The sequence below is a fragment of the Parapedobacter koreensis genome, assembly GCF_900109365.1.
GTDB lineage: Bacteria > Bacteroidota > Bacteroidia > Sphingobacteriales > Sphingobacteriaceae > Parapedobacter > Parapedobacter koreensis.
In genome coordinates this window covers 83,911-104,007 of record NZ_FNZR01000013.1, presented here as the reverse complement: position 1 = coordinate 104,007, position 20,097 = coordinate 83,911, and the positions used below count along the sequence as shown (strand labels likewise).

The following is a 20,097-nucleotide window of genomic DNA, read 5'->3' as shown; positions in this document are numbered from 1 at the left end:
AGTTAGGGCAGCAGATGGAGCTTTTTAGCCAAAGGTATAACTCACGGCTTATTCTCATTGCTTGTCTTTATTCTTCTGAGTACAAACTAACGATTAACATTAATTATCTTTGATAAAATGGCGTACTGCAATTCCTGAGTATCCTGATACTCATCTACCGCGATTAAATGGAACAGGTTATTTAATGTCTTGCCAATTTTAGGATATTCATCCAAAACCTTATAGGCATAATAGAGCATCAGATCAAAATCAATTAATTTCTCGCTCGTTAGGCTTTCATGATATTCTTCCAAGAGATCATGAAATTTTAGATTGGGCTCTGCGAATGAGCCATCAGTATTTCTTCTTGTGGTAATTCTTTCCCACCATTCAAAACCATAATCTTCTTTTAATGTAGAAAGTAGTTCTTCGGATTTATATTCATCAGCAATTACAAATCCGTTTTTAATTTCAGCTATATAACCTGCGTATGGTCGAAGTATCCATTCCAGACAGAAAGAGTGAATCGTTCCAGCCCATAATTTATCGGGATTAAAATCCATTTTTATGAGCCTCTTTTTTATTTCTTCAGCAGCTCTATTCGTAAATGTTAGTGCAACAATAGTCTTTTTGCTCCCTTTGATTTTGTCTAATTCGTATGCAACTTTATGTGCTAAAACTCTGGTTTTACCACTGCCAGGACAAGCAGTTAATAAAATATTACCAGAAGCAAGTACTGCATCTCTTTGTTGATCATTTAAGCCTTCTAACATACCTTCATAATTTTTGGAGTTTGATAAACTTGCTTAATTGATCTTCAGGAAGCTTCTTGATACAAAAATCTATTGCCTTCTCACTATTTTCATTGGCTTCAAATTGTTGAGATAAGTCTGAATAATCATTTTTATCTGATTCAAATTTGTTCTTTATAAGTGATTTTAATCTATATTTGGCAATACTGTACAACGTTTGATTGGTAACATGAGGACTTGCAAACGCTATAGCTTCAAGAATATAAGGAGGGATATAGGTTAAGTGGTCAATATGCTCTTCTAACATTAATGCAAACCAACCCTTTCCGAAAGAATTTGCCAATCTTAGAACTTCTTTACCGTATACATTTACCTCATTGTTTTCCAATAAGCCATTGATTCTGTTTTTATCTGCTTCTCGGTTATATTGTTTGTTTACTAATTGCGTAACTTCAAATGAATTTCCTGCTTTAACAAACTCAACCTCAAATGTATATTTTCCATAAAATGGACTAACCCAGTTATTGTCTTTACAAAAATTATCCAATAAATTCTTTCTTAAAGCACCTGATTTTTGAGAATTTCTGTAAGCTCGCTCTTCTACATTATCGCTCACTTCATCTTTTGGAAGTTCAAGAATTGATGTGTCAAGGTCGGTAATAATTGCACAGTTTTTTCTTACTCGGTCGTTATGAAATAAAGTAGCAATATTTTGAAATCCTGTACTACCTATATTAATCAAGCTTACTCCGATTTCATCAAGAGAAATACCAAACACCTTTTTAAAGAGTACAGGTATCAATATTTGTTCGGCATCTCCTTCTACCAATGCCACGCCTTTAGCAAATAACAGATTAGTCCTTACAGCATCTAAGTACCTTTCAAGTGCTGTAATTCGTGACGGTTCTAATCCGTTAGAAGGATTAAATACTAACGCCTCTTTATTAGAGCGACTTAGTATGTTTACAGAACTGATTTTACTTACTGATGAAATATGTGTTGAATGTGTAGTAATGATTACTTGTGTATTATGACTGTGAAGTTTATCAAAAAGTGTCTTTTGAATATGTGTGTGTATATGTGCTTCCGGTTCTTCTATCAGTAAAAAATTAGCAATCTTATTTAGTGCTTTTACTTTTTCGTATTCCAATAATTTCATGGATAAATAAATGAGATTTGCTCCTCCTAAACTTAATTCTCCAACTCGCCCTTTATAATCAGGCTCATCTGAATCTCCAACCCACAATTTCAAGGATTGTAATAGACGTTCTATTTCTGATGGCACTTCCGATTTGATTTCGATATTAGGTGCATATGTCTCACCAACCGCTTGTTTAATGCTATTAGCAATACCGCCTGAAATATCTCTCACTTCCTCTAATTCACTTATCTCCTCATTCAGTTCTATTACTTTCTTTGTTATACTGTCTTTTTTGACAACATCAATACTTTTTTCTTTACCTCTTAATAAACTTAATAATGGATTGTCTTTATAGGAACGAAGGTCTGCTTCTACATCTCTTAATGCTTTTATAAATGTACAGGAGAGCTCATTGGGAATTGAGAAGCCATACAAACGAATACCATATATGTCTTCCAATTCGTCCGGATCAGGAAACGCTATCTTGTCAAAATCCCCAACATATTTGCGGTAATTCTCTTCGATAGAAAAATCAGTGTTGCCTCGTCCTCGATAAGTAAGTTCATAATCGTTCAAAGTAATTGAATCAAGTATGGCTTGTAGCTCAACCTCTGACGCCGCCAAATCCTGTGAACATTCATACAGTTCTCTTCTCTTATTTTCTCTTGGCCGGAATATTAGAGAGTAGGTTCCTTTAGTAGAATCATATTCATCCATAGTTCCAGCTTTGTGCATAGCAATTGCTTGGGCCTCCTCACTTACATCTAATTCCGAGAACTCAATCTGAATGATTATCCAATGTCCTTTCCATTGGTTCAAAGAACGATTAAAATCAGACTCATAGAACCGGATATTTCTTGGAAGATTTTCATCAATTAACAATCTTAAGGCATAAAGAATATTTGTCTTGCCCGAGCCATTTTCACCAATTATAGTGTTGACGCCTTTTTGAAAATCTAAACTAATATTTCTGAAATTTCGAAAATTACGGATTGATAGCTTGGATATATACATTTACTTTATTTTTATCAATAGAATACTTATATTATGCAACAGCAATTTTTTCATCCTCTGGAATTCTATACATCATCTTATAATGTTCCTCATGGTTCATTTTTATGAATATTTGTTTGAATACCTCAAAGTAACGGTCGATGATGGCATCCTGTTGTTCCACGTAAAGATCGTCAGGTAATCCATGGGATCCATCGTTTATCCAACACACCAATGACCGACATATTTCCTGCTCCTGAGGATTATCAAAACTTGTTATTAGGTCATCATCGGCATATTTACCCAGTATTTTAAAATAGTTTTCAATAATTCTTCGCATGGTATTCTGGACGGTGATTCCAGAGTTTTTAGAGGAATTGCTAAGTTCTTTCCATAATAATTCATATGAACTTTGAATTGGGTTTTCCATTTTGAAGGCTTGAATTGACGATACACTATTATTCTTTCGAATAATCCAATAATGCGTATTTCCGTTTTTGAGTGTTCTTCCATCAACAAAAGAAACCTCTTTATGAAAATACACGTTGTGGGTCAATAGGATGAGTTGTTTAATATTACCTGTGTTTTGCTTTACTGATTTGATGATTTCTTTTATAAGTGAGCTTACGACAAAGAGCACATTGCTATCCAGGCTTGAAATCGGATCGTCAATGACTAGGATACGCTCTTCTGAAATAGATTCCTCTTTGGTGCTTCCTTTTGCCAATTGCAGATAATATAAAAAAGTAATAAAAGTCGCCTCACCTTCACTTAATGTTGATTCTGCAATTGAACCGTCCTCCCTTTGTATTTGATACTGATTAGATTCCTTCTTGGAAGGAACTATCTCGAAGTTCAAAAATCCGTATGATTTGAGTATACGATTAATTTCATCAACAGAAGGTTGAACGCTGGTGACATTTTTATTGGCTTCTTTTATTTTTTTATTTAGTTCTACATATTTGTCTTGTAAATCCTTATGCTGTAGTTGCAATGCTTGTATTCCTTTCTCCAAGCCATCTTGCTTTTTTATAAATGCTTCAATGATTCCCCGATGCCCTTCAATCAGGTATTTCCAAATGGCTCTAATCAGATTGTTTCTTTGGTTTGTGTAATCATTGACAATATCATTATGTGTTTTTATCTCGTCATTGCATTCAACAATCAGATTTTCAATATTTTCTAATTGCACTTTCGTTGAAATCAACTCTGTACTTCTACTTGGTTCTTTCGCTTTATTACTCAAGAGCTCCTTGTTAGTTATAAATTGACTTACCAGTGTTTTTAAAAAAGCAGAGAATTGCTCGATATTAAGCTTAGACTCAGGATTGCCTTTCTGCTGTAATTCTATTTGCTCCAAAATATTCTGCAGATTGCGACAATCTCGATTATACTCCTCAGACAAAAACTTGACTTGGGTTATATCCTGAAGAAAAGATTCGTCAAAAAAATCTTCAAGTTGCTTTTTAAAACTTTCCGAAATCGTTTTCTGCTGACAGAACGGACAGGTTTCATCTTCAGTTATATAACTTCTTCCTTCGTTAACCCAATCGTTCAGATTCAGCTTTTGAATTAATCCTGCAATTGGTACATCTGCTTTCCCAATGATCTTTTTATTCCAAATCTTATCCGATTCTATTTCTAATAATCTTTTAAACTCTATTGTGGAAAGAAATGGCAATATAGTAGGCGTTTTACCAAAAATTGTTTGTGATTTTTCTTTCAGTTCTTCAATTGTCAATAGAGTTTCTTTGTTGCTCTTGAACTCATCCAGTATTTTATCCCTAAAAGAATCTTTTTTCATGAAGCCTCTAAAGGCTTCTTTAAACTCGTCTTCGTTTTCCTTGTATATATCAAGCCAGATAGCCTCCTTAAACTCATTGTCTTCTTGGGATTTTTTTTTCTGCTGTTTTTCAAGTGTTTCTTTCTTCTCTATCCCCTTATCCCTAATTTCAGCTAATTTCGATTGCATTTTCTCAATAGCTTCAATATCCTCCTTAGTCGCCTGTCCCAAGGTGAAGACACCATCCATCTTTCCCTTGCCAAAATTTCTTTCACGAAAGTCTTTGTTATACACAAGCACATTAACAGGCAAGTTACCTTTCCATCGCAAGCAGCAATCGGAATAAGCTGCATCAGTAGGATTATAAATCAGCTTTGAAAGGGTAGTTTTCCCGCAACCATTAGTTCCGTAGATAAAATTGATTTTTCTCAAATTATCTATTTGAACACCCTTCGCATCATAGGTTGCAATACTCTTAACCGTTATTGATTCAAGCATATCGTATCAGTTTTAGTATGAGTAATATTTATCCTCTGTTCGGCCCTTATAGTCCAATAACCTCTACCCCACTCCTCCCGCTTCGTTGCTTATTCACTTTAATCTGTACCGGTATTCGCTCGGTCATTTCCTGCACATGGGAAATCACCCCCACCTTGCGCCCTTGGTTATGCAACCGCTCCAGCGCGTCCATCGCGATGTTAAGCGTATTCGGGTCCAGCGAACCAAAGCCCTCGTCGATAAACAAGGACTCGACATTCATCCGGCTGGACGACAAGGATGCTAGCCCCAACGCCAAGGCAAGCGATACGAGGAACGATTCTCCGCCGGAAAGGGAATAAACGGTACGAACTTCGTCGCCCATGTCCTGATCCAGCACCTGCAGACCGAGTGTATTCGGTATCCGTTGCAGGCGGTAGCGCTTGGACAGCACTTCCAAATGCACGTTGGCATAACTGAGCAGTACATCCAGCGTGTACTCCTGCGCCACCTGCCGGAATTTCTTGCCATCGGCGGAACCGATAATATCGTTGAGTTTGGACCAATTATCCACCACGAGTTGCTTGGCTTGTATGGTGGCGATCAGGTCGCCCAATTGCTTCTTATTGTCCTCATCTTGCCTCAACCGGAAGCCGATTTCGTTGTGTTCCCGAAGGGATTCGAACCTGTCGGTTTGCCGCTGTTGTAATCCTTGTTTCAGCATATCCAAGGGTTCATCATACGGTCGTTGCTGCTCGTGTTGGGTTAGTTGCCGCTTGCGCTCACCCAATACCGACGTGGCTTGGGTAACAGCGCGTTCGATGGCCAATAGGGCCTCCCGCTCTTCGGATATCCATTCTGTGGGATGGGTAAGCAGTTTTTGCAGCGTTGATCGATCCAAGGCATTTTGCTGTTTGGCGTTGTAATCGCTGAGCCACTGTTCGATTTTGCCGAATAGCTCCGTCGTACGCTTTTCCAGCCTGATGATTTCGTGCTCCGTTTCCTTGGCCGTTGCGTCTAATTTGGCCTTTTCGGTTTGCAGGCGCTCTTGCGATCGCTTCTTGGCATTTAGCTGCTCCTGTGCTTCGGCAACTTGCTGCTTCAACCGGGCTTCAATGGCTTCGACGGCTTCGCCATTGAACAGGGACAGGCGGCTTGCTTTCAAGGTTTCGAGGGCTGCCTCCCTATCGGCGTAATCGCGCTCGGCAAGGGCAACCTCTGAGGCGAGGTCTTGTTCTTCCTTTTGGATGCCTATGATGGTAGCTTGTAATACCTTGAGGCTATTGCGATCAGCTTCCAACGCTTCGGTGGTTTGCTTCCATTCGGCAGCAAAGTCGTTGACGCTTTGCAGAAAGGCTTCGGGCTGGCTCTTCCAATTGGCAATCCACTGGTCGTCTGGAAAATGTTGCTGTATGGCGACCAATATAGTTTCCAAATTGGCATTGCCGGATGCGTGTTCTTCCCCGGCTCTTGTGAGGCGCTCTGCCAGCGTCTGCATGTGGTGACCTAAGTCTTTTGCAGCATCGGCCGATGCGGTGTGCTCGGCCTGCAAACGCTGCAATGTCTGCTGGAGCTGATCCAATGTATCCTGCGCATGTTGGTGTTGCTCTAATTGCTTGCCAACCTTTTCTTGGGTCACGGATAGCTTTTGCGCATGATTGGCCAACCAGGTGTCTTTGTGTGCCGCCTCAATATCCGCGCAAGCCTGACTGATGGGATACTGCTCCCATTGACTCGTATGCTCGTTTAGTTCACGTTGTTTTGCGGCCAGTTCATTATCGAGCTGTTCGATGGCTTGTCGCAGCAGGAATACGGTTTGCGACAACTGGCTGTGACTGGCAACGTGCTCGCCGTAGGTATGTTCGATGGCATCGTGCGCCTTCCGCAATTCATCCAGTACGTGGTTGAGCTGGGGATTTTCGTGGGCGTAGGGATGGGATTCGCTGCCGCACACGGGGCATGGCTGGCCATCCGTTAATTGGCTGCGCAGGGTTTCGACATCGGCCGAAGCAGCAATCATGGCTTTCTCGAGCATAGCAGTTGATGCTTTACGCTGCTCCGTGATGGCTTGTAAGGCGGTGGCTGTATCTTGGAGTTGGATTTCTTTTTCCTTCAGTCCAAGCTGATTGTCTTCAATCTTTTGCCGTAGCTGCTGGGCATCTTGTTGCGCCCGGTAAAGTTGCCGCCAATGGGCCGTGGCCATAAGTAACGCTTCTAACTGTGCAGTCACGGCCTTGTTTTCTTCGCGGAGTTGGCCGACGGGTAGGGCAGCCATGTCTTTGCGTAGTGTGGCAATTTCTGCCTGGGTGTCACTGACCTGCTTAGCGAGGCTTCCTGAACGTTGGATGACCTCTGTTTGTTCAGTGGTTTTGGTTTGGATTTGTGTCTCGTATTGGACGATATCGTTAGCCGCCCGGTCGATGGCTTCCAATTGTTTGCGGGCCTCTGCTAGCTTAGTGACGATGAGCGTGTGGTGCTCGGCTACAGGATGGCGGCTGGTACGCTTTTCTATCCATTGGCGATGGGTCTCGATCCGTTGCTCCAGAGTGTCGGCTTCTTTCTGTTTGTCTGCCAGCCGTTGCTTGCTCTCCCTCCATTTTGCTTGCCGGGCTTGCAATTGTCGCTGTGCGGCGGCGAGGTCGGCTTGTTGGGCTTGTAGCCGGATGTCCAACTTGTTGGCTTCGGCCAATTGGGGCTTTGCCGATTCCTGAGCGCTGACTTGTGCTTCGAGGTGTTGGGTGGCTGCGGCTACTGCAGCTGCGATATCGTTTACCTGTTGCGCCAAGAGCTGCTGCTGGCTGCTGACTTCTTCGAGCCCTGCTCGCCGTTGATGGAGAAGGCCGGATGCTTCTGCCAGCGCATCCATCCATGTACGGGTGGGTTGTACCTGTTCCACCTGCCTTAGGTACATTTCACGTTCGGTGGACTGTGTTTTTTCAGCAAAGTGCGCCTGTAGGACTTGCTGGGCTTCATATACCTGTGCTTGGTGATTGCTTAAATCTTCATGCCATTTGATTTCTTTGACGGTTGCATCGATTTGTGCTTGGAGCTGATCAAGCGTGGCTGCCAATGCGTCTTCCCGCGCTTTGAGATCAGCCAGTTCTTCAGTGGTGAGGATAGCAATGCCTTCCTGTCGCTGTTGGATCAATTTGAGCTGCTGCTCTTCTTCGCGGTAACGCTCGAAGACCTTCTTGGATAGCTCGGAATAGATGTGCGTGCCGGTAAGCTTTTCGAGCAGCGACGCTTTCTGGTCTTTATCGGCCTTAAGGAATGCGGTAAAATCGCCCTGTGCCAGCAGTACCGAACGGATGAACTGCTCGTAGTTGAGGCCGACCAGTCGGGCGATCTCGGGCAGCAGCTCGGTTTTTTTGCCACCGATGTCGCTACCGGTGGTGAGGTTTCGTAAGGTGGTACTGGCCTGCTGGAGGCTGCCTTCTATCTTATTCCGCGCCCGGCGTACGCTCCAATTGGCACGGTAGTGCTGGCCGTCGATGCCAACGAAATCAACCTCTGCATAGCCCTCGGCCGTACCATCACGCAGGATGGCGCGTACATCGCTTTGGTTGATGGTGCTGCCCTGTACGTCGGTGATTTCGATGCCGGTTTCGCGCGCTTGTACATAACGCGGGGTTTTGGCGTAGAGCGCCAAGCACAGTGCATCGAGAATGGTGGATTTGCCCGCACCGGTAGGCCCCGTGATGGTGAAGATACCAGCGGAACATAACGGTTCCTGCGTGAAGTCGATCTCCGTGGTGCCTTCCAGCGAGGCTAAGTTTTTAATGCAGATGGCCAGTATCTTCATGCATCGCCTCCTTCTTTTTCGTAGACCTGCTGGGCGACCTCGTTGAACAGCGCCATCAACGCCTTGGGCACTTCATCGCTATAGCGCGACTGGTATACTTGCTTGAATACGTCCACCGGCTTCAACGCTTGGAGTTGGTCGGAAGAAACAGCTTGATCCCGCTCAGTAGGATCTTTCTGTGCCGGATATCGGGTATCGATGCGCGCGAAACGGACATGCTTGTCAGCAAGGGCCTGCTCGACCTTATGGCGGAGGCCCGGTTCGGGACCTTCGGCTAATACACATACCTGTATGTAGGGTGCTTTAGAGCGATCTTTGCCGATTCCGGAGTGCAGCTGTTGCAAGGCAAGCAATACTTCCTCCACACGGCTGTGTATGCTTGGTACTTTGAGCAATGGCACGGTGACCGGTACCTCGATGCCTCGGGGCGGCGTTACCTGTCCGTCTTCAATAGTAAACAGGATGACCTGATGCTTGTAGTTGATTTCCGAAAATGACATCGGCAGCGGACTGCCGCAATACCGGATATGCTCCTTTCCGCCGAGCCGCTGTGCCTTGTGGATGTGGCCCAGGGCCACATAGGCGATGTCTTCAGGAAATGCGGCTGCGGAAATGCATTCAACTCCACCCATGATGAGCCGCTCGGCCTTGTCCATATCGGACGTCTCGGCACCCCGGGCATGGAGATGGCCCATGGCAATGATAGCCTGACCGGGTTGCTGGTTGCTTTTAGCGGCTTCGTACAGATCGCGGTATAGCGCAGTTACACCTTCCGCATAGGGATTGTCGCAATCAGCAATGGCGGGATAGTCGCCCATGCGCAGGAACGGGACGGCCAGGCACCAGGCTTTGATATCGCCATCTTTGGAGAGTGGGATAATGAGCTTGTCGGCATCGATATTGCCCTGATCATCTTTCGCCACCGTGCCGATGATGTGAATATTGGACGATTCGAGCAGCGGCTTCGGTGCCTCCAGCCGCGAGGCGGAGTCGTGATTACCAGCTGTAACGACGATCTGGATATCCGGGCAGGCCTTACTGGCCTTATTGAGAAACGTATAGAATTGCCGGATGGTGGCCGCGGACGGATTGGACAGATCGAACACATCGCCACTGATGAGCAACACATCCACTGCTTCCCGCTGCAACGTCTGCACCAGCCAATCAAGGAATTGCTGGTGCTCATAGGTGCGGTCATACTCGTGGAAGAGCTGGCCCAAGTGCCAGTCGGCGGTGTGGAGGATGTTCATTCGTATCTTTGTGTTGTTTTATGCTATTTTTTAGTTTGCTTTTTTCAATTTTATTAGTGACGTCCCGAGAGAGACTCGAACTCTCACTGTTGATATTTTACGTGATTAGGGTCCACACACCTTACATGCCCCATACCCATTCTTGACAGCCTCCTTCTTCGTCGTCTTAATCTGGCTCCGCGAGAGATATCGGCATCCCGTCCGATGGTACTTCGCCCCCGTCTTGGTGATGTACACCACCGTATCTTTTTGCTGCGTGGCTGTATAGGCTACTGCCCTACCCTGCACACCTGAAGCAGCAGGCAACAAAAATCCGAAGACAAGAAATAGGTAAAGTATACGCTTATACATGGCGGTTGAATGAATGGTTAAGATTGATTTGTTTCTTTTCTTTAATCGTTTTAATCCGGTACTGGAGTTTATATTGGTCGTTGCGAAATCTAAGATAAGCCATTGTGATGAAAATTGCAAATGCCCGCTACGCAAAGGTAATCGGTGCAAAACAACGGCCTTACGGTTTTCCGTAAAGCGGTGGCTTTTTCTGCGCTTCGTATAAGCGAAGATATCGCTCAGCAGGGATCGCTGCAATACCTATTTTGGGGTATTTTTGAGGGGAGGTGAAACGTTTACTATCTTTTTTTGCATAAGACATAAGTTAATTAATCGTCAAAGTTGGGGCATGGATTATTATTGACCAAACGCAACTAATAAAAGGAAAATTTCTTTATTTCGGTACAGCTCAGGCCTTTTTAATCAGACAGAAAAGTTCTTCAATTCTTGCAAAGCATCGCTCCGAAAGGAACCGTTGTCCCAAAACTAATCAAACAACTAAAAGAAGTCTCAAACCAATTCCACCGACTGTAACTCGGCCGCCAACCTATGAAGACCGTCTTCGATTTTTTTCAGTTGGGGTTGCCGAGGTTTCTTAAGACCGGAAGAATAGTGTTGAAGCTGGCGCTGGTTGATACCCGTGATTTTTTCCAAAGCTGCATTGGTAAATATACCCTTGTAATAATTCAAGAAACTTTCGGCATCGAAATGATAAACAATACTGTAATCCCCTTTAAGAAAAGGAGGGATATTTTCCGGAGTATTGTATTCCTTTAATAATGCGATACTTTCCAATATGGATTGTTTTGCTTCTTCCACAGTATCCCCGCCCCCATAAATACCTGGAACATTCTCTGCATAAGCACTGAACATATCAGCACTCCGCTCAATGATAATTTTCAGTGTTTTCATAATATAAAAATACGATGTGTGACAAATAAGAATTTGGGGATTATTTCAGCCCCAAATCCTTGATGATTTTTCTACGGAGACCTTCTCCCATTTCCTTGTTACCATGATACGGAACGGGATAAGTCCTCCCATCCTTTTCATATATGTAATGACTACCACTGGTACGGATATGATTCCAGCCATTCTTCCGCAGAAACCGATGGAACTCGCTCGATTTCATAAGGAACCAATTTTAGTGTGAACAATTATTTTAAGCCTCAAATAATAGGTCTCACACCATTGAGCCCATCTTCGATACAAAGGTAGTAAAAACACTACTGTTAGGCAAAATAAATTTATACCAGTTTTCAGTTTACTAATTGACTAAGGAAAATCTAGTATCCCGCTAAACCACTTCCTTCCCTACTCTTACAAAGCAAAAACTGGCTTTCGACTGATAAACCGATTATGTATTGCAAAAAAGCCTAACACACACTTTAAAAACTAAAAAGGAAAACGGGTAATATTGGGTGAAAAAGTTGGGTGGAAGTTGGGTAGAAGTTGGGTAAAAAATTGTGCGTACCGCTCAGCCACTTGGTAATTTCCGATGGATGCTTGCCTACACGGTCGGCAAAATCCCCTTTGCTCCAACCTCGTTGCTTGATCAAATCGTCCAATTTGGCTGCCAGTCGCATTTTGACCGCTGTTTGTACTTTTTCTACGGGGGTCAATTCGTCCATAATTCCGCTGATCAGCGGACTGCCGATTTTCCTTGCTTTTTTAATAGTCTTCATCTTCACCAAAGTTTAAATCCCCTTCCAATTCCGAGCCATCGCGGGACCATTCGATATCTCCGGATTTCAGCCGGGCTATAATAGCATGAGATATCCGGATATGCGATACGACTGGCTTCCTCTGTAATCTCCCCTGAAACGCCTACAATTATTTTTTGGGGGATGTCTTCGATGCCTTGGGGGATTTCGCGCCACCTTTCGATATTGCCTTCAGTTTTTCGCTCAGCAAATCATTTACATCAATGGAAGGCAAGAGGTACTTGCCAAACGGCCCATTAGACGTAAGTGTAGCAATGATGCCACGCATTTGATTGATACAAATACTGATTCCTGAAAACTGCAGAAACTCCCCCTTTTCCTTTTTTGAAATGTCTGCCGCTTTGGAGAAATCAAAAAAACCAACCCCTTCGGACGAAATGGCATATCCTGGCAATGCACCGTTCTTATTGACACCGATAGCCACATATACTTGGAAACGTATATTATCTTGGGTATTTATTGAGAAATCGATGTCAATCTCATATTGGTCCACCAAGGCACCAACGTCTATCTTATCTTCATCAGGTGGCGTAAACTTGTATTGCTGATTGACTAACGCAAACTCAGCTAAATCCAATGGAGAGCGCTTAACTATCATTAGGCTACAATTTGTCGTTTCTGCCTTGGCTGGCTATATGTGATTTCGGCCTCCTCCGGCTTGTTCGGGTGGAATATCCAGAGTCCATCTGGAGTGGGGTACTTCATCTTGATGAATGCTTGGATATCGACTTCCTTCACATCCAGATCGGAATGCACAGCTATCGCAGCCGGTGATGTTTGCCCTGCTCGGATTTCTGATTCGGTGAAAATGAGTTGCTCACCCAGTGCGGATTCAATCTTTGCTATAGACTTGATGGTAAAATTATGAAATCCCGCTAGCCAACGGCTCACTTCTGCCTCCTTCTTTCCCAGTAATAAGGCAAGATCTTTTTGTTTCATCCCTTTCTTCTCCAGAATCATAATAATCTGATTGGCAATAGCCAGCGACCGTGTGACATAAAGCTTAGACTCCTGACTGGTACTGTTAAGAATTTCGTCAAACAGCGGTAAATCGTTTATTACTTCTGGGCGTTTCATTTTATTCTGTTGGTTTTAGTTGTTTTTACAATTCCACTTCGAAATCTTCATCCATTTCGAGTTCTCTTCCATTTAAAATAATATCCTTAGCACGGATTGCTTCATCAAGTTTGCGAGCCAGCGCATTGGCAAACCGGAAATGACGACGGCAATTCGGGCAGTCTTCTGGATTATTCTCCGTTTTCAAATCGCCATTCAACAAGACGACGATATCATTGCTAAGCCTTATACAGTACAGGCGTAAACCATATCTATTTGGTTTGCCCGGTTGAATGTAATATGGTGGCGGCAAAGCATCCGCACTCCGCTCATGCTTGAAATGTCCCCTAAGTGCACCATACTTCTCTCCTATTTCTTCGATATATTGTAATATCATACCAAGTTGTTCGCGATACTCAATATTATCGCTCATACGAACCAGAAAATCCTGAAACTCGATATTATCAGCACCTTCTATATGCGCTGTATAATAGTAGACCTTCCTAAAGGATAACCTTCTGAATCTGACTAATCGGACAAACAACTTAACATATAAGTTAAGCGCAAATATAATGCTAATATTGAAACAAACAATATTTTGCGCGGGTTGATAATTAATTTATTACACAAAATTGATTTTCAAATATAAGTAATTCGACTCATACTTGGATAATATTTTTAGCAAAATCACACAAACAAAATATAATAAACCAACGACAAATCTTTAAAATATGAAAGCAGGGCTATCAGAACGCCTAGATAAGAAATGGTGGCCCAACCAAGTATTCGCGTTAATTGTCGCTTTGCTCTTAGAAAATAATTGGATGACACGTTCGGCTTACAGTTTGTGATTCCATTACGTATCAAAAATGTACGAAACCTATCTTTCATGCCGTAATTAATATTTTCTTCTCTACCCTAATTTGCCCTCACGGCTTACAAATCTTACACGCCCCATATCCACTATTGATCGCCTCCTTCTTCGTAGTCTTAATCCGGCTCCGCGACAGATACCGGCGCCCCGCCCTATGGTATTTCGCCCACGTCTTGGTGATGTATACCACAGTATCCTTTTGCTGCGTGGCTGTATAGGCTACTGCCCTACCCTGCACACCCGAAGCAGCAGGCAACAAAAATCCGAAGACAAGGAATAGGTAAAGTATACGCTTATGCATGGCGGTTGTGGGTCGGTAGTCGGTGCAAAACAACGGCCTTACGGCTTTCCGTAAAACGGTGGCTTTTTCTGCGCTTCGTATAAGCGAAGATATCGTTCAGAAGCCACCGCTGCAATACCTATTTTGGGGTATTTTTGAGGGGGAGGGGGTGAACGTTTGACTTCTCAATATGAAATTAGTCAACGGATTGTTGGCCAACTGTGCTGGTTAGATTTATCTTTCAAATTGCCGCGATTAACTTTAATCAGAAATCAAAGCCACAACATTTGGTAAATAATCGATGAACCACTTTGGCAATTCGTCAACGGCCACCGCTGACGTGATTTTGCCATCTAATACAATAGCTAATGTGTTGTGCTTGACTCCCGATGCGTCTATAATAGTTAAATGGTCAATCAAGTGGAGGTATTGGTTCAACTTTTCTAAATTTCCATAAAAATTGGCCTCGATGGTAAGTCGATCTACATAGTGCCCCCCATCATTGACACGGTCGGTTACCCGAAGATGGGATATGTCAGGATCCTTCAATCCAAGAAAAATCAAATGAATGCGAAAGCCTGCATCTTTGAATCGCCTCGGCGTAAGCCAAGTGGCGTCATTGGTGAAATGACCTTCATAAACAAACGTTTCATTTCGACGAAGAGATTCTTCTACCAACCTATCGAAAGTGTCGGAAACATATTCATAAGCTAACTTACGCGCTTCCTTTGGAGAAGGAACCTGAGCTGGAAATAATTCACGACGCTTCTTAACGAATAAGAGATCTCCATCAAAAACAGAGAATCGGCTTCGGATATTTGGCGGCAAATACTCCGGCCCAATGGAAGATTTGCCCGCGCCGTTCGAACCGGTAATGATATATAGGTCTGGCATCGGACTATATTAGGTTTAACCAATTCCGTGGCGCAAGCGAACAGAATCAGCCACTGACGCAGCTAAGGTATCCAATATGACAAATGAACGTGAATCAGCCGACACTTGCACAATGCAAACCTTGCCATCTGGATACTCCAAATAACTTTGCCCAGACGGCAGTTCATCGGAGTTGATCATAAACGGTTTGCCTGCAGATAGCTTACTATCCCTCAGGCGCCTTACAGCTGCCGTACCGATATTCTCCAATACTTCCAATTTACTCATGCGGCTAATTTTACACCCAAAGATACGCATATTCTGAATAACAAACAATACCGCCCGCTCAAGATACTCCCTATGCTGTGCACCCAACGCCGAAGGCAGCAAAGATCCGCTTGTCTAATTGGTCGTGCGGCTGGAAAAGTCTTGGGTGTCACGATGGCGCGCCTTACACGCGTATCTTCCTGAACGGTTTGAAAAGCAAATAGGAATTTGGAAACGATACCTAATACTCGACGGGTATCTTTCTTAAACTGTTTTTCGCTTCCTGAGAAAAGTAGAGCTTATAATCTGCCATTATGGGTTGCGGGTCAGCAATTCCTCAAATTCGCTGAAAGGGATTTTCCGCCCATTGTCCAAGTCTTCGATCCCGCGTTTCATTCCTTCCACGGCATGGGGAGGCAAAGGGGCGGCGACCTGAGGTTCAAAATTGATTTTAAGTGCCTTTAAAACCGCCTTCAATGCAGAAAGCTGTTCTTTATTTTCTGGATATACTACGTAGGCTTCCATAAAAACAAATAGAGGGTTTTTCTTTTTTCATTTCAATTTTCATTGTTACAAATCTTATATAGCCTTCAATGTCATTTTTCAAAAACAACAAATTTTTATTGTTTATCAATAAATATTTATTATGTTTGCGGAGTAAAATAGATTCATAAAATCGTTATGAAAAGTATTTCAATCGTATTTCTCCAGGCAGTTATCGTGCTGATCGGTATGGTGGCACTTGCCATTTTGATTTGGTTTCCCCTGACTGAGGGAAGGGCCGCAAACTTGGATTTGTTGAGCATTTACGCTGACCCGCTCATCCTGTATGGCTACGCTGTATCAATCGCTTTTTTTATTGCGCTCTACAAGGCGTTCAGGTTACTTGGCTACATCGGACAAAATAAGGTATTCTCCCCAAACGCTGTTAAGGCACTAAGGGGTATAAAATATTGCGCCATCGTACTAAGTATTGCCATAGTGACGGCGGGACTGTATATACGGATATTCCATAGTAAAGAAGACGACCCTGCGGGTTTTCTTGCTATGTGTATGGTGACTACGCTTGCTTCTATTGTAGTTGCCACTGCTGCGGCCATATTTGAGAGACTATTGCAAAATGCCGTGGATATGAAATCTGAAAATGACCTAACAATTTAAGCTATGCCGATTATTGTAAACTTAGACGTGATGATGGCAAAGCGCAAGATTTCCCTGAATGAACTTTCTGAACGGGTTGATCTGACATTATCCAACCTTTCTATCTTAAAGACAGGGAAAGCGAAAGCCATTCGCTTTAGCACCTTAGCGGCAATTTGCAAAGCTTTGGACTGCCAGCCGGGCGACATTCTGGAATATGTAGATGATGAATAAGTAGTCCACCGCATTAAACCCCCAAGACGCCTTCGGTATGCTCACGAATTGAAAGCAGAAATTTCAGACTTTCTTTTACCATATAAACCCCGTCATTATTACTCCACCCTTACCGCCTTGAATGTACCATTGGGCTGGATGGCATAAAGCGCCGTGGCCTTACCTGTGGCCTCATCCACTTCGAAGCGGATGGCAAAGCCGCTCAGCACCTTGAGTTTGAAATAGTGGTTGCCCTGTGCAATGGTCTCGTAATTGGTCTGCCCCGGCACATCCATGAAGACCACCCCTTTATCCACGGTAATCTTAATCTTCATCCCGCCCACTTCATACGTGCCGACGTAGGCCTGCAACTGTTCGGCGGAAACCTCCGTCCCGAAAGGCTGCCTCTTAAATAGGGCCGGATCGCCGGTAGGTTCGTCCATCGGGATGGACGCTCCTTCTATCTGCCCGTCGAGGCCGGTACGGAAATTGATTTTGAGTCCTCCTTCGGTCGTATCCGATTTGCCATCATGCGGAAACTCTTTCAGCTCAAACACATCGTAGTGGTAGTGGCGCAGCCAAACCCGGTCTTTGCCGATATTGGCCACCAAGGTATCGTTGCGAAGGTTGACATTGAACTTGCCATACGCGGGATTAGCATAGCTACCGGTATAGTCACCCAAGACATGCGAAGGATTCGTGCCCTGTATGCGTGCTACATCTTCCTGCTCGGTGGTATCCGGTGTGGTGGTCTCCGTTGGCTTATCGACCGCACGGGCATTCCAATTGATAAAGGGCAGATCCAAAAAGCGGTCGGCGATGAAATGGGATACCACGGTAGGTACGGCCGAACCATTTTGGTTGGTGAGCACCACGATGCCCAGGGAATCACTGGGGAATAGACAGACGCTCGCCGAAAACCCATCGATATTGCCACCATGCTCCACTTGGTAATGCCCGCGATAGGAACCGATCATCCAGCCGAGGCCATAGTCTTCAACGTGGATATCGGGATATTTCGTGCCCGGAAGGCCGCTGCCCATGACCATCTGCGGCGTCATGGCCTCGCCAACGTAGGCGGCCGGAATAAGCTGCGCATTGCCGGATTTGCCGCCATGGAGCCACGTCTTGAGCCAGCCAGTCATTTCCAGTGCACTGCTGTTGATGCTGCCAGCGGGGCCCATGCCACGGATTTCAAAATAAGGCACGTGCTTGATGGAATCCTTCTCCGTGACGGTATACCCCAGTGAAGCATCGGCATCGGCCGCCATATCCTTCACATCGAAGTTGGTACGCGCCATTCCCAGGGGTGCCAAGAAATACTGCTTGATGTTTTCCTCCCACGTCCTGCCGGTCATCCGTTCGGCAATCATCCCTTGGGCAAGGTACATGAAATTGTTGTACTGCCACTTTGCGCGTAGGTCTGCATTGGGTTTCATATGGCTCACCCGCTGCAACAGGCTATCCCGATCGTCGGAATTAAACACATACCATGCATAGTCATAGCGCGACAAGCCCGTGCGGTGGGTCATCAGGTCGCGTACCGTCACTTGCGCTTCCCGCCCATCCTGAAAATGGAGCTGGGGAAGGTGCTTCCCTACTTTATCATCCAGTGAAAGGCTGTCGCCAAACAGCTTGCCCAGCAATGCTGCCGTAAAGGCCTTGCTGGACGACCCAATGGCATAGAGTGTATTGGGAGTGGCGGGCAGCCGTTTTTCATAATCCCGATAACCGAAGCCTTTGGCATAAACGACGCTGTCTTTATGCACGACGGCTACGGAAAAGCCCGCGACATGGTAGTCATCAAGCAGTTTTTCCAGCAATGAATCAATGCCTTGGAGGCGATTGCTTGACGAGGGAGACTGTGCACGAATTGTAGGTGATGTAAGCCATAATGCGGCAAATAGGATGAAACAGATGCGCATGGTATGATGTACTTGTTTAAGGTGTAAATAAGCTGTTGTCTATACTAAGACGCCAAATTAAGCAAATGGTTACGGATATCATACTTATTCTTATCTTTGCACCGTTTTTTAAATCGACAATTCATGGCATTACAGTGCGGCATCGTAGGCCTTCCTAATGTAGGCAAATCCACGTTATTCAACTGCCTTTCAAACGCTAAAGCGCAGGCAGCTAACTTCCCTTTTTGCACCATTGAACCCAATGTAGGGGTCATCACCGTGCCGGATGAGCGGTTGAATAAGCTGGCCGAACTGGTAAAACCACAGCGGATAGTGCCCAATACCATCGAAATCGTGGACATCGCAGGACTGGTGAAAGGGGCCAGCAAAGGTGAAGGCCTGGGCAACCAATTCTTGGCCAATATCCGCAATACGGATGCCATCATCCACGTGCTGCGTTGCTTTGACGACGGGAATGTCATCCACGTGGATGGGTCGGTCGATCCGGTGCGCGATAAGGAAATCATCGATACCGAATTGCAATTGAAAGATTTGGATACGGTAGCAAAACGTATCCAGCGGGTTGAAAAACAAGCCAAGACCGGCGGCGATAAAGAGGCAAAGCGCACGTATGAAATTCTGTCCGTCATCAAAAACCATTTGGAATCCGGCAAATCTGCTCGCACGGCCGCCATTGCCGAGGAAGATTTTGAGTTTATCGAAGATCTCTCGCTACTGACCGTAAAACCTATCCTTTATGTGTGCAACGTGGATGAGGCGTCGGTGAATACCGGAAATGCGTATGTAGACCGCGTACGGGAAGCCGTGAAAGACGAAGATGCCGAAGTACTCATCATCTCTGCACAAATTGAATCGGAAATTGCCCAATTGGAAAGTTATGAAGAACGCCAGCTTTTCTTAGAAGATTTGGGTTTGAATGAATCGGGGGTATACAAGCTTATCCGGGCGGCTTACAAACTGCTGAACCTGGCCACGTATTTCACGGCGGGTGTGCAGGAAGTGCGCGCCTGGACCATCGAAAACGGCTTTACGGCACCGCAAGCTGCTGGTGTCATCCATACTGATTTTGAAAAGGGCTTTATCCGTGCGGAGGTGATCAAATATGAGGATTTCGTGAAATACGGTTCGGAAACCGCGGTGAAGGAAGCTGGAAAATTGACCGTTGAAGGCAAAACCTATATCGTACAGGACGGCGATATCATGCACTTCCGGTTCAACGTATAGCAGCCGGGCGCATC

The 20,097-nt window shown here is 44.6% G+C and carries 20 protein-coding genes; 3 read left to right on the top strand and 17 right to left on the bottom strand.

All coding sequences use genetic code 11. From position 1 onward, the window contains the following. Positions 1-86: 86 nt before the first annotated feature. The 16 genes from BMW65_RS22575 to BMW65_RS22500 all read right to left on the bottom strand — a co-directional run bounded on the left by BMW65_RS22575 (position 87) and on the right by BMW65_RS22500 (position 16,106). A complete protein-coding gene (locus BMW65_RS22575) occupies positions 87-752 on the bottom strand; it encodes a UvrD-helicase domain-containing protein (RefSeq protein WP_090609137.1) in 666 nt (221 codons plus the stop codon). 4 nt (positions 753-756) lie between these two features. Further along, positions 757-2,886, bottom strand: coding sequence for an ATP-dependent nuclease (locus BMW65_RS22570; RefSeq protein WP_090609135.1), 2,130 nt, complete (start codon positions 2,884-2,886; stop codon positions 757-759). Positions 2,887-2,917: 31 nt separating this feature from the next. Then, entirely contained in the window at positions 2,918-5,146 is a 2,229-nt protein-coding gene (locus BMW65_RS22565; protein WP_090609134.1) for an AAA family ATPase, read from the bottom strand. Between the two features lie 46 nt (positions 5,147-5,192). Further along, on the bottom strand, positions 5,193-8,927 hold the full coding sequence (locus BMW65_RS22560; protein WP_090609132.1) for an AAA family ATPase: 3,735 nt from the start codon (positions 8,925-8,927) through the stop codon (positions 5,193-5,195). Next, positions 8,924-10,177: an exonuclease SbcCD subunit D gene (locus BMW65_RS22555; protein WP_177181269.1), complete on the bottom strand. Its 1,254-nt coding sequence runs from the start codon at positions 10,175-10,177 to the stop codon at positions 8,924-8,926. The genes BMW65_RS22560 and BMW65_RS22555 overlap by 4 nt, the downstream gene beginning before the upstream one ends. Positions 10,178-10,282: 105 nt before the next feature. Next, complete coding sequence (locus BMW65_RS22550) at positions 10,283-10,528, bottom strand: endonuclease Q family protein (RefSeq protein ID WP_218145497.1); 246 nt, start codon at positions 10,526-10,528, stop codon at positions 10,283-10,285. 489 nt (positions 10,529-11,017) lie between these two features. Next, positions 11,018-11,419: a type II toxin-antitoxin system HicB family antitoxin gene (locus tag BMW65_RS22545; protein ID WP_090609129.1), complete on the bottom strand. Its 402-nt coding sequence runs from the start codon at positions 11,417-11,419 to the stop codon at positions 11,018-11,020. Between the two features lie 40 nt (positions 11,420-11,459). Further along, positions 11,460-11,639, bottom strand: a complete 180-nt coding sequence (locus BMW65_RS22540) for a type II toxin-antitoxin system HicA family toxin (protein ID WP_090609128.1) — start codon at positions 11,637-11,639, stop codon at positions 11,460-11,462. Positions 11,640-11,895: 256 nt separating this feature from the next. Further along, the gene (locus tag BMW65_RS22535; RefSeq protein WP_090609126.1) at positions 11,896-12,192 is read right to left on the bottom strand and encodes a helix-turn-helix domain-containing protein; all 297 of its coding nucleotides are present in this window, start codon (positions 12,190-12,192) and stop codon (positions 11,896-11,898) included. Positions 12,193-12,340: 148 nt separating this feature from the next. Further along, complete coding sequence (locus tag BMW65_RS22530) at positions 12,341-12,829, bottom strand: hypothetical protein (RefSeq protein ID WP_090609125.1); 489 nt, start codon at positions 12,827-12,829, stop codon at positions 12,341-12,343. Further along, positions 12,829-13,308 (bottom strand): helix-turn-helix domain-containing protein, encoded by a 480-nt coding sequence (locus BMW65_RS22525; RefSeq protein WP_090609124.1) that lies wholly within the window; start codon positions 13,306-13,308, stop codon positions 12,829-12,831. Before BMW65_RS22525 ends, BMW65_RS22530 begins: the two co-directional genes overlap by 1 nt. Before the next feature lie 25 nt (positions 13,309-13,333). Then, positions 13,334-13,720 carry a hypothetical protein gene (locus BMW65_RS22520; protein ID WP_143053983.1) on the bottom strand — a complete coding sequence of 129 codons (387 nt, stop codon included), beginning with the start codon at positions 13,718-13,720 and terminating at the stop codon, positions 13,334-13,336. Positions 13,721-14,216: 496 nt separating this feature from the next. Next, a complete protein-coding gene (locus BMW65_RS22515; protein ID WP_090609121.1) occupies positions 14,217-14,462 on the bottom strand; it encodes a hypothetical protein in 246 nt (81 codons plus the stop codon). 240 nt (positions 14,463-14,702) lie between these two features. Beyond that, on the bottom strand, positions 14,703-15,335 hold the full coding sequence (locus BMW65_RS22510) for an ATPase (protein WP_090609119.1): 633 nt from the start codon (positions 15,333-15,335) through the stop codon (positions 14,703-14,705). Between the two features lie 15 nt (positions 15,336-15,350). Next, entirely contained in the window at positions 15,351-15,602 is a 252-nt protein-coding gene (locus BMW65_RS22505; RefSeq protein WP_143053982.1) for a hypothetical protein, read from the bottom strand. Between the two features lie 291 nt (positions 15,603-15,893). Beyond that, on the bottom strand, positions 15,894-16,106 hold the full coding sequence (locus BMW65_RS22500; protein ID WP_090609117.1) for a DUF2683 family protein: 213 nt from the start codon (positions 16,104-16,106) through the stop codon (positions 15,894-15,896). 156 nt (positions 16,107-16,262) lie between these two features. Here BMW65_RS22500 and BMW65_RS22495 point away from each other — a divergent pair, with 156 nt between their 5' ends. Both BMW65_RS22495 and BMW65_RS22490 read left to right on the top strand, forming a co-directional pair. Beyond that, the gene (locus BMW65_RS22495) at positions 16,263-16,742 is read left to right on the top strand and encodes a DUF2975 domain-containing protein (protein WP_090609115.1); all 480 of its coding nucleotides are present in this window, start codon (positions 16,263-16,265) and stop codon (positions 16,740-16,742) included. 3 nt (positions 16,743-16,745) lie between these two features. Beyond that, on the top strand, positions 16,746-16,955 hold the full coding sequence (locus tag BMW65_RS22490) for a helix-turn-helix domain-containing protein (protein ID WP_090609114.1): 210 nt from the start codon (positions 16,746-16,748) through the stop codon (positions 16,953-16,955). Between the two features lie 98 nt (positions 16,956-17,053). On the opposite strand, the gene BMW65_RS22485 is transcribed toward BMW65_RS22490, so the two are convergent. After that, positions 17,054-18,859, bottom strand: coding sequence for a serine hydrolase (locus tag BMW65_RS22485; protein WP_090609112.1), 1,806 nt, complete (start codon positions 18,857-18,859; stop codon positions 17,054-17,056). A gap of 123 nt (positions 18,860-18,982) precedes the next feature. Here BMW65_RS22485 and ychF point away from each other — a divergent pair, with 123 nt between their 5' ends. After that, positions 18,983-20,083: a redox-regulated ATPase YchF gene (gene ychF, locus BMW65_RS22480; protein ID WP_090609111.1), complete on the top strand. Its 1,101-nt coding sequence runs from the start codon at positions 18,983-18,985 to the stop codon at positions 20,081-20,083. Positions 20,084-20,097 lie beyond the last annotated feature (14 nt).

Bases quoted from the DNA above. Each gene is read 5' to 3' on its own strand.
- BMW65_RS22500 (WP_090609117.1), bottom strand. From the start codon at position 16,106: ATGGAAGCCTACGTAGTATATCCAGAAAATAAAGAACAGCTTTCTGCA.
- BMW65_RS22485 (WP_090609112.1), bottom strand. From the start codon at position 18,859: ATGCGCATCTGTTTCATCCTATTTGCCGCATTATGGCTTACATCACCT.
- BMW65_RS22550 (WP_218145497.1), bottom strand. From the start codon at position 10,528: ATGTATAAGCGTATACTTTACCTATTTCTTGTCTTCGGATTTTTGTTG.
- BMW65_RS22495 (WP_090609115.1), top strand. From the start codon at position 16,263: ATGAAAAGTATTTCAATCGTATTTCTCCAGGCAGTTATCGTGCTGATC.
- BMW65_RS22520 (WP_143053983.1), bottom strand. From the start codon at position 13,720: ATGAGCGATAATATTGAGTATCGCGAACAACTTGGTATGATATTACAA.
- BMW65_RS22540 (WP_090609128.1), bottom strand. From the start codon at position 11,639: ATGAAATCGAGCGAGTTCCATCGGTTTCTGCGGAAGAATGGCTGGAAT.
- BMW65_RS22565 (WP_090609134.1), bottom strand. From the start codon at position 5,146: ATGCTTGAATCAATAACGGTTAAGAGTATTGCAACCTATGATGCGAAG.
- BMW65_RS22490 (WP_090609114.1), top strand. From the start codon at position 16,746: ATGCCGATTATTGTAAACTTAGACGTGATGATGGCAAAGCGCAAGATT.
- BMW65_RS22545 (WP_090609129.1), bottom strand. From the start codon at position 11,419: ATGAAAACACTGAAAATTATCATTGAGCGGAGTGCTGATATGTTCAGT.
- BMW65_RS22505 (WP_143053982.1), bottom strand. From the start codon at position 15,602: ATGAGTAAATTGGAAGTATTGGAGAATATCGGTACGGCAGCTGTAAGG.
- BMW65_RS22525 (WP_090609124.1), bottom strand. From the start codon at position 13,308: ATGAAACGCCCAGAAGTAATAAACGATTTACCGCTGTTTGACGAAATT.
- BMW65_RS22535 (WP_090609126.1), bottom strand. From the start codon at position 12,192: ATGAAGACTATTAAAAAAGCAAGGAAAATCGGCAGTCCGCTGATCAGC.
- BMW65_RS22510 (WP_090609119.1), bottom strand. From the start codon at position 15,335: ATGCCAGACCTATATATCATTACCGGTTCGAACGGCGCGGGCAAATCT.
- BMW65_RS22570 (WP_090609135.1), bottom strand. From the start codon at position 2,886: ATGTATATATCCAAGCTATCAATCCGTAATTTTCGAAATTTCAGAAAT.
- BMW65_RS22530 (WP_090609125.1), bottom strand. From the start codon at position 12,829: ATGATAGTTAAGCGCTCTCCATTGGATTTAGCTGAGTTTGCGTTAGTC.
- BMW65_RS22575 (WP_090609137.1), bottom strand. From the start codon at position 752: ATGTTAGAAGGCTTAAATGATCAACAAAGAGATGCAGTACTTGCTTCT.
- BMW65_RS22515 (WP_090609121.1), bottom strand. From the start codon at position 14,462: ATGCATAAGCGTATACTTTACCTATTCCTTGTCTTCGGATTTTTGTTG.
- BMW65_RS22555 (WP_177181269.1), bottom strand. From the start codon at position 10,177: ATGAACATCCTCCACACCGCCGACTGGCACTTGGGCCAGCTCTTCCAC.
- ychF (WP_090609111.1), top strand. From the start codon at position 18,983: ATGGCATTACAGTGCGGCATCGTAGGCCTTCCTAATGTAGGCAAATCC.
- BMW65_RS22560 (WP_090609132.1), bottom strand. From the start codon at position 8,927: ATGAAGATACTGGCCATCTGCATTAAAAACTTAGCCTCGCTGGAAGGC.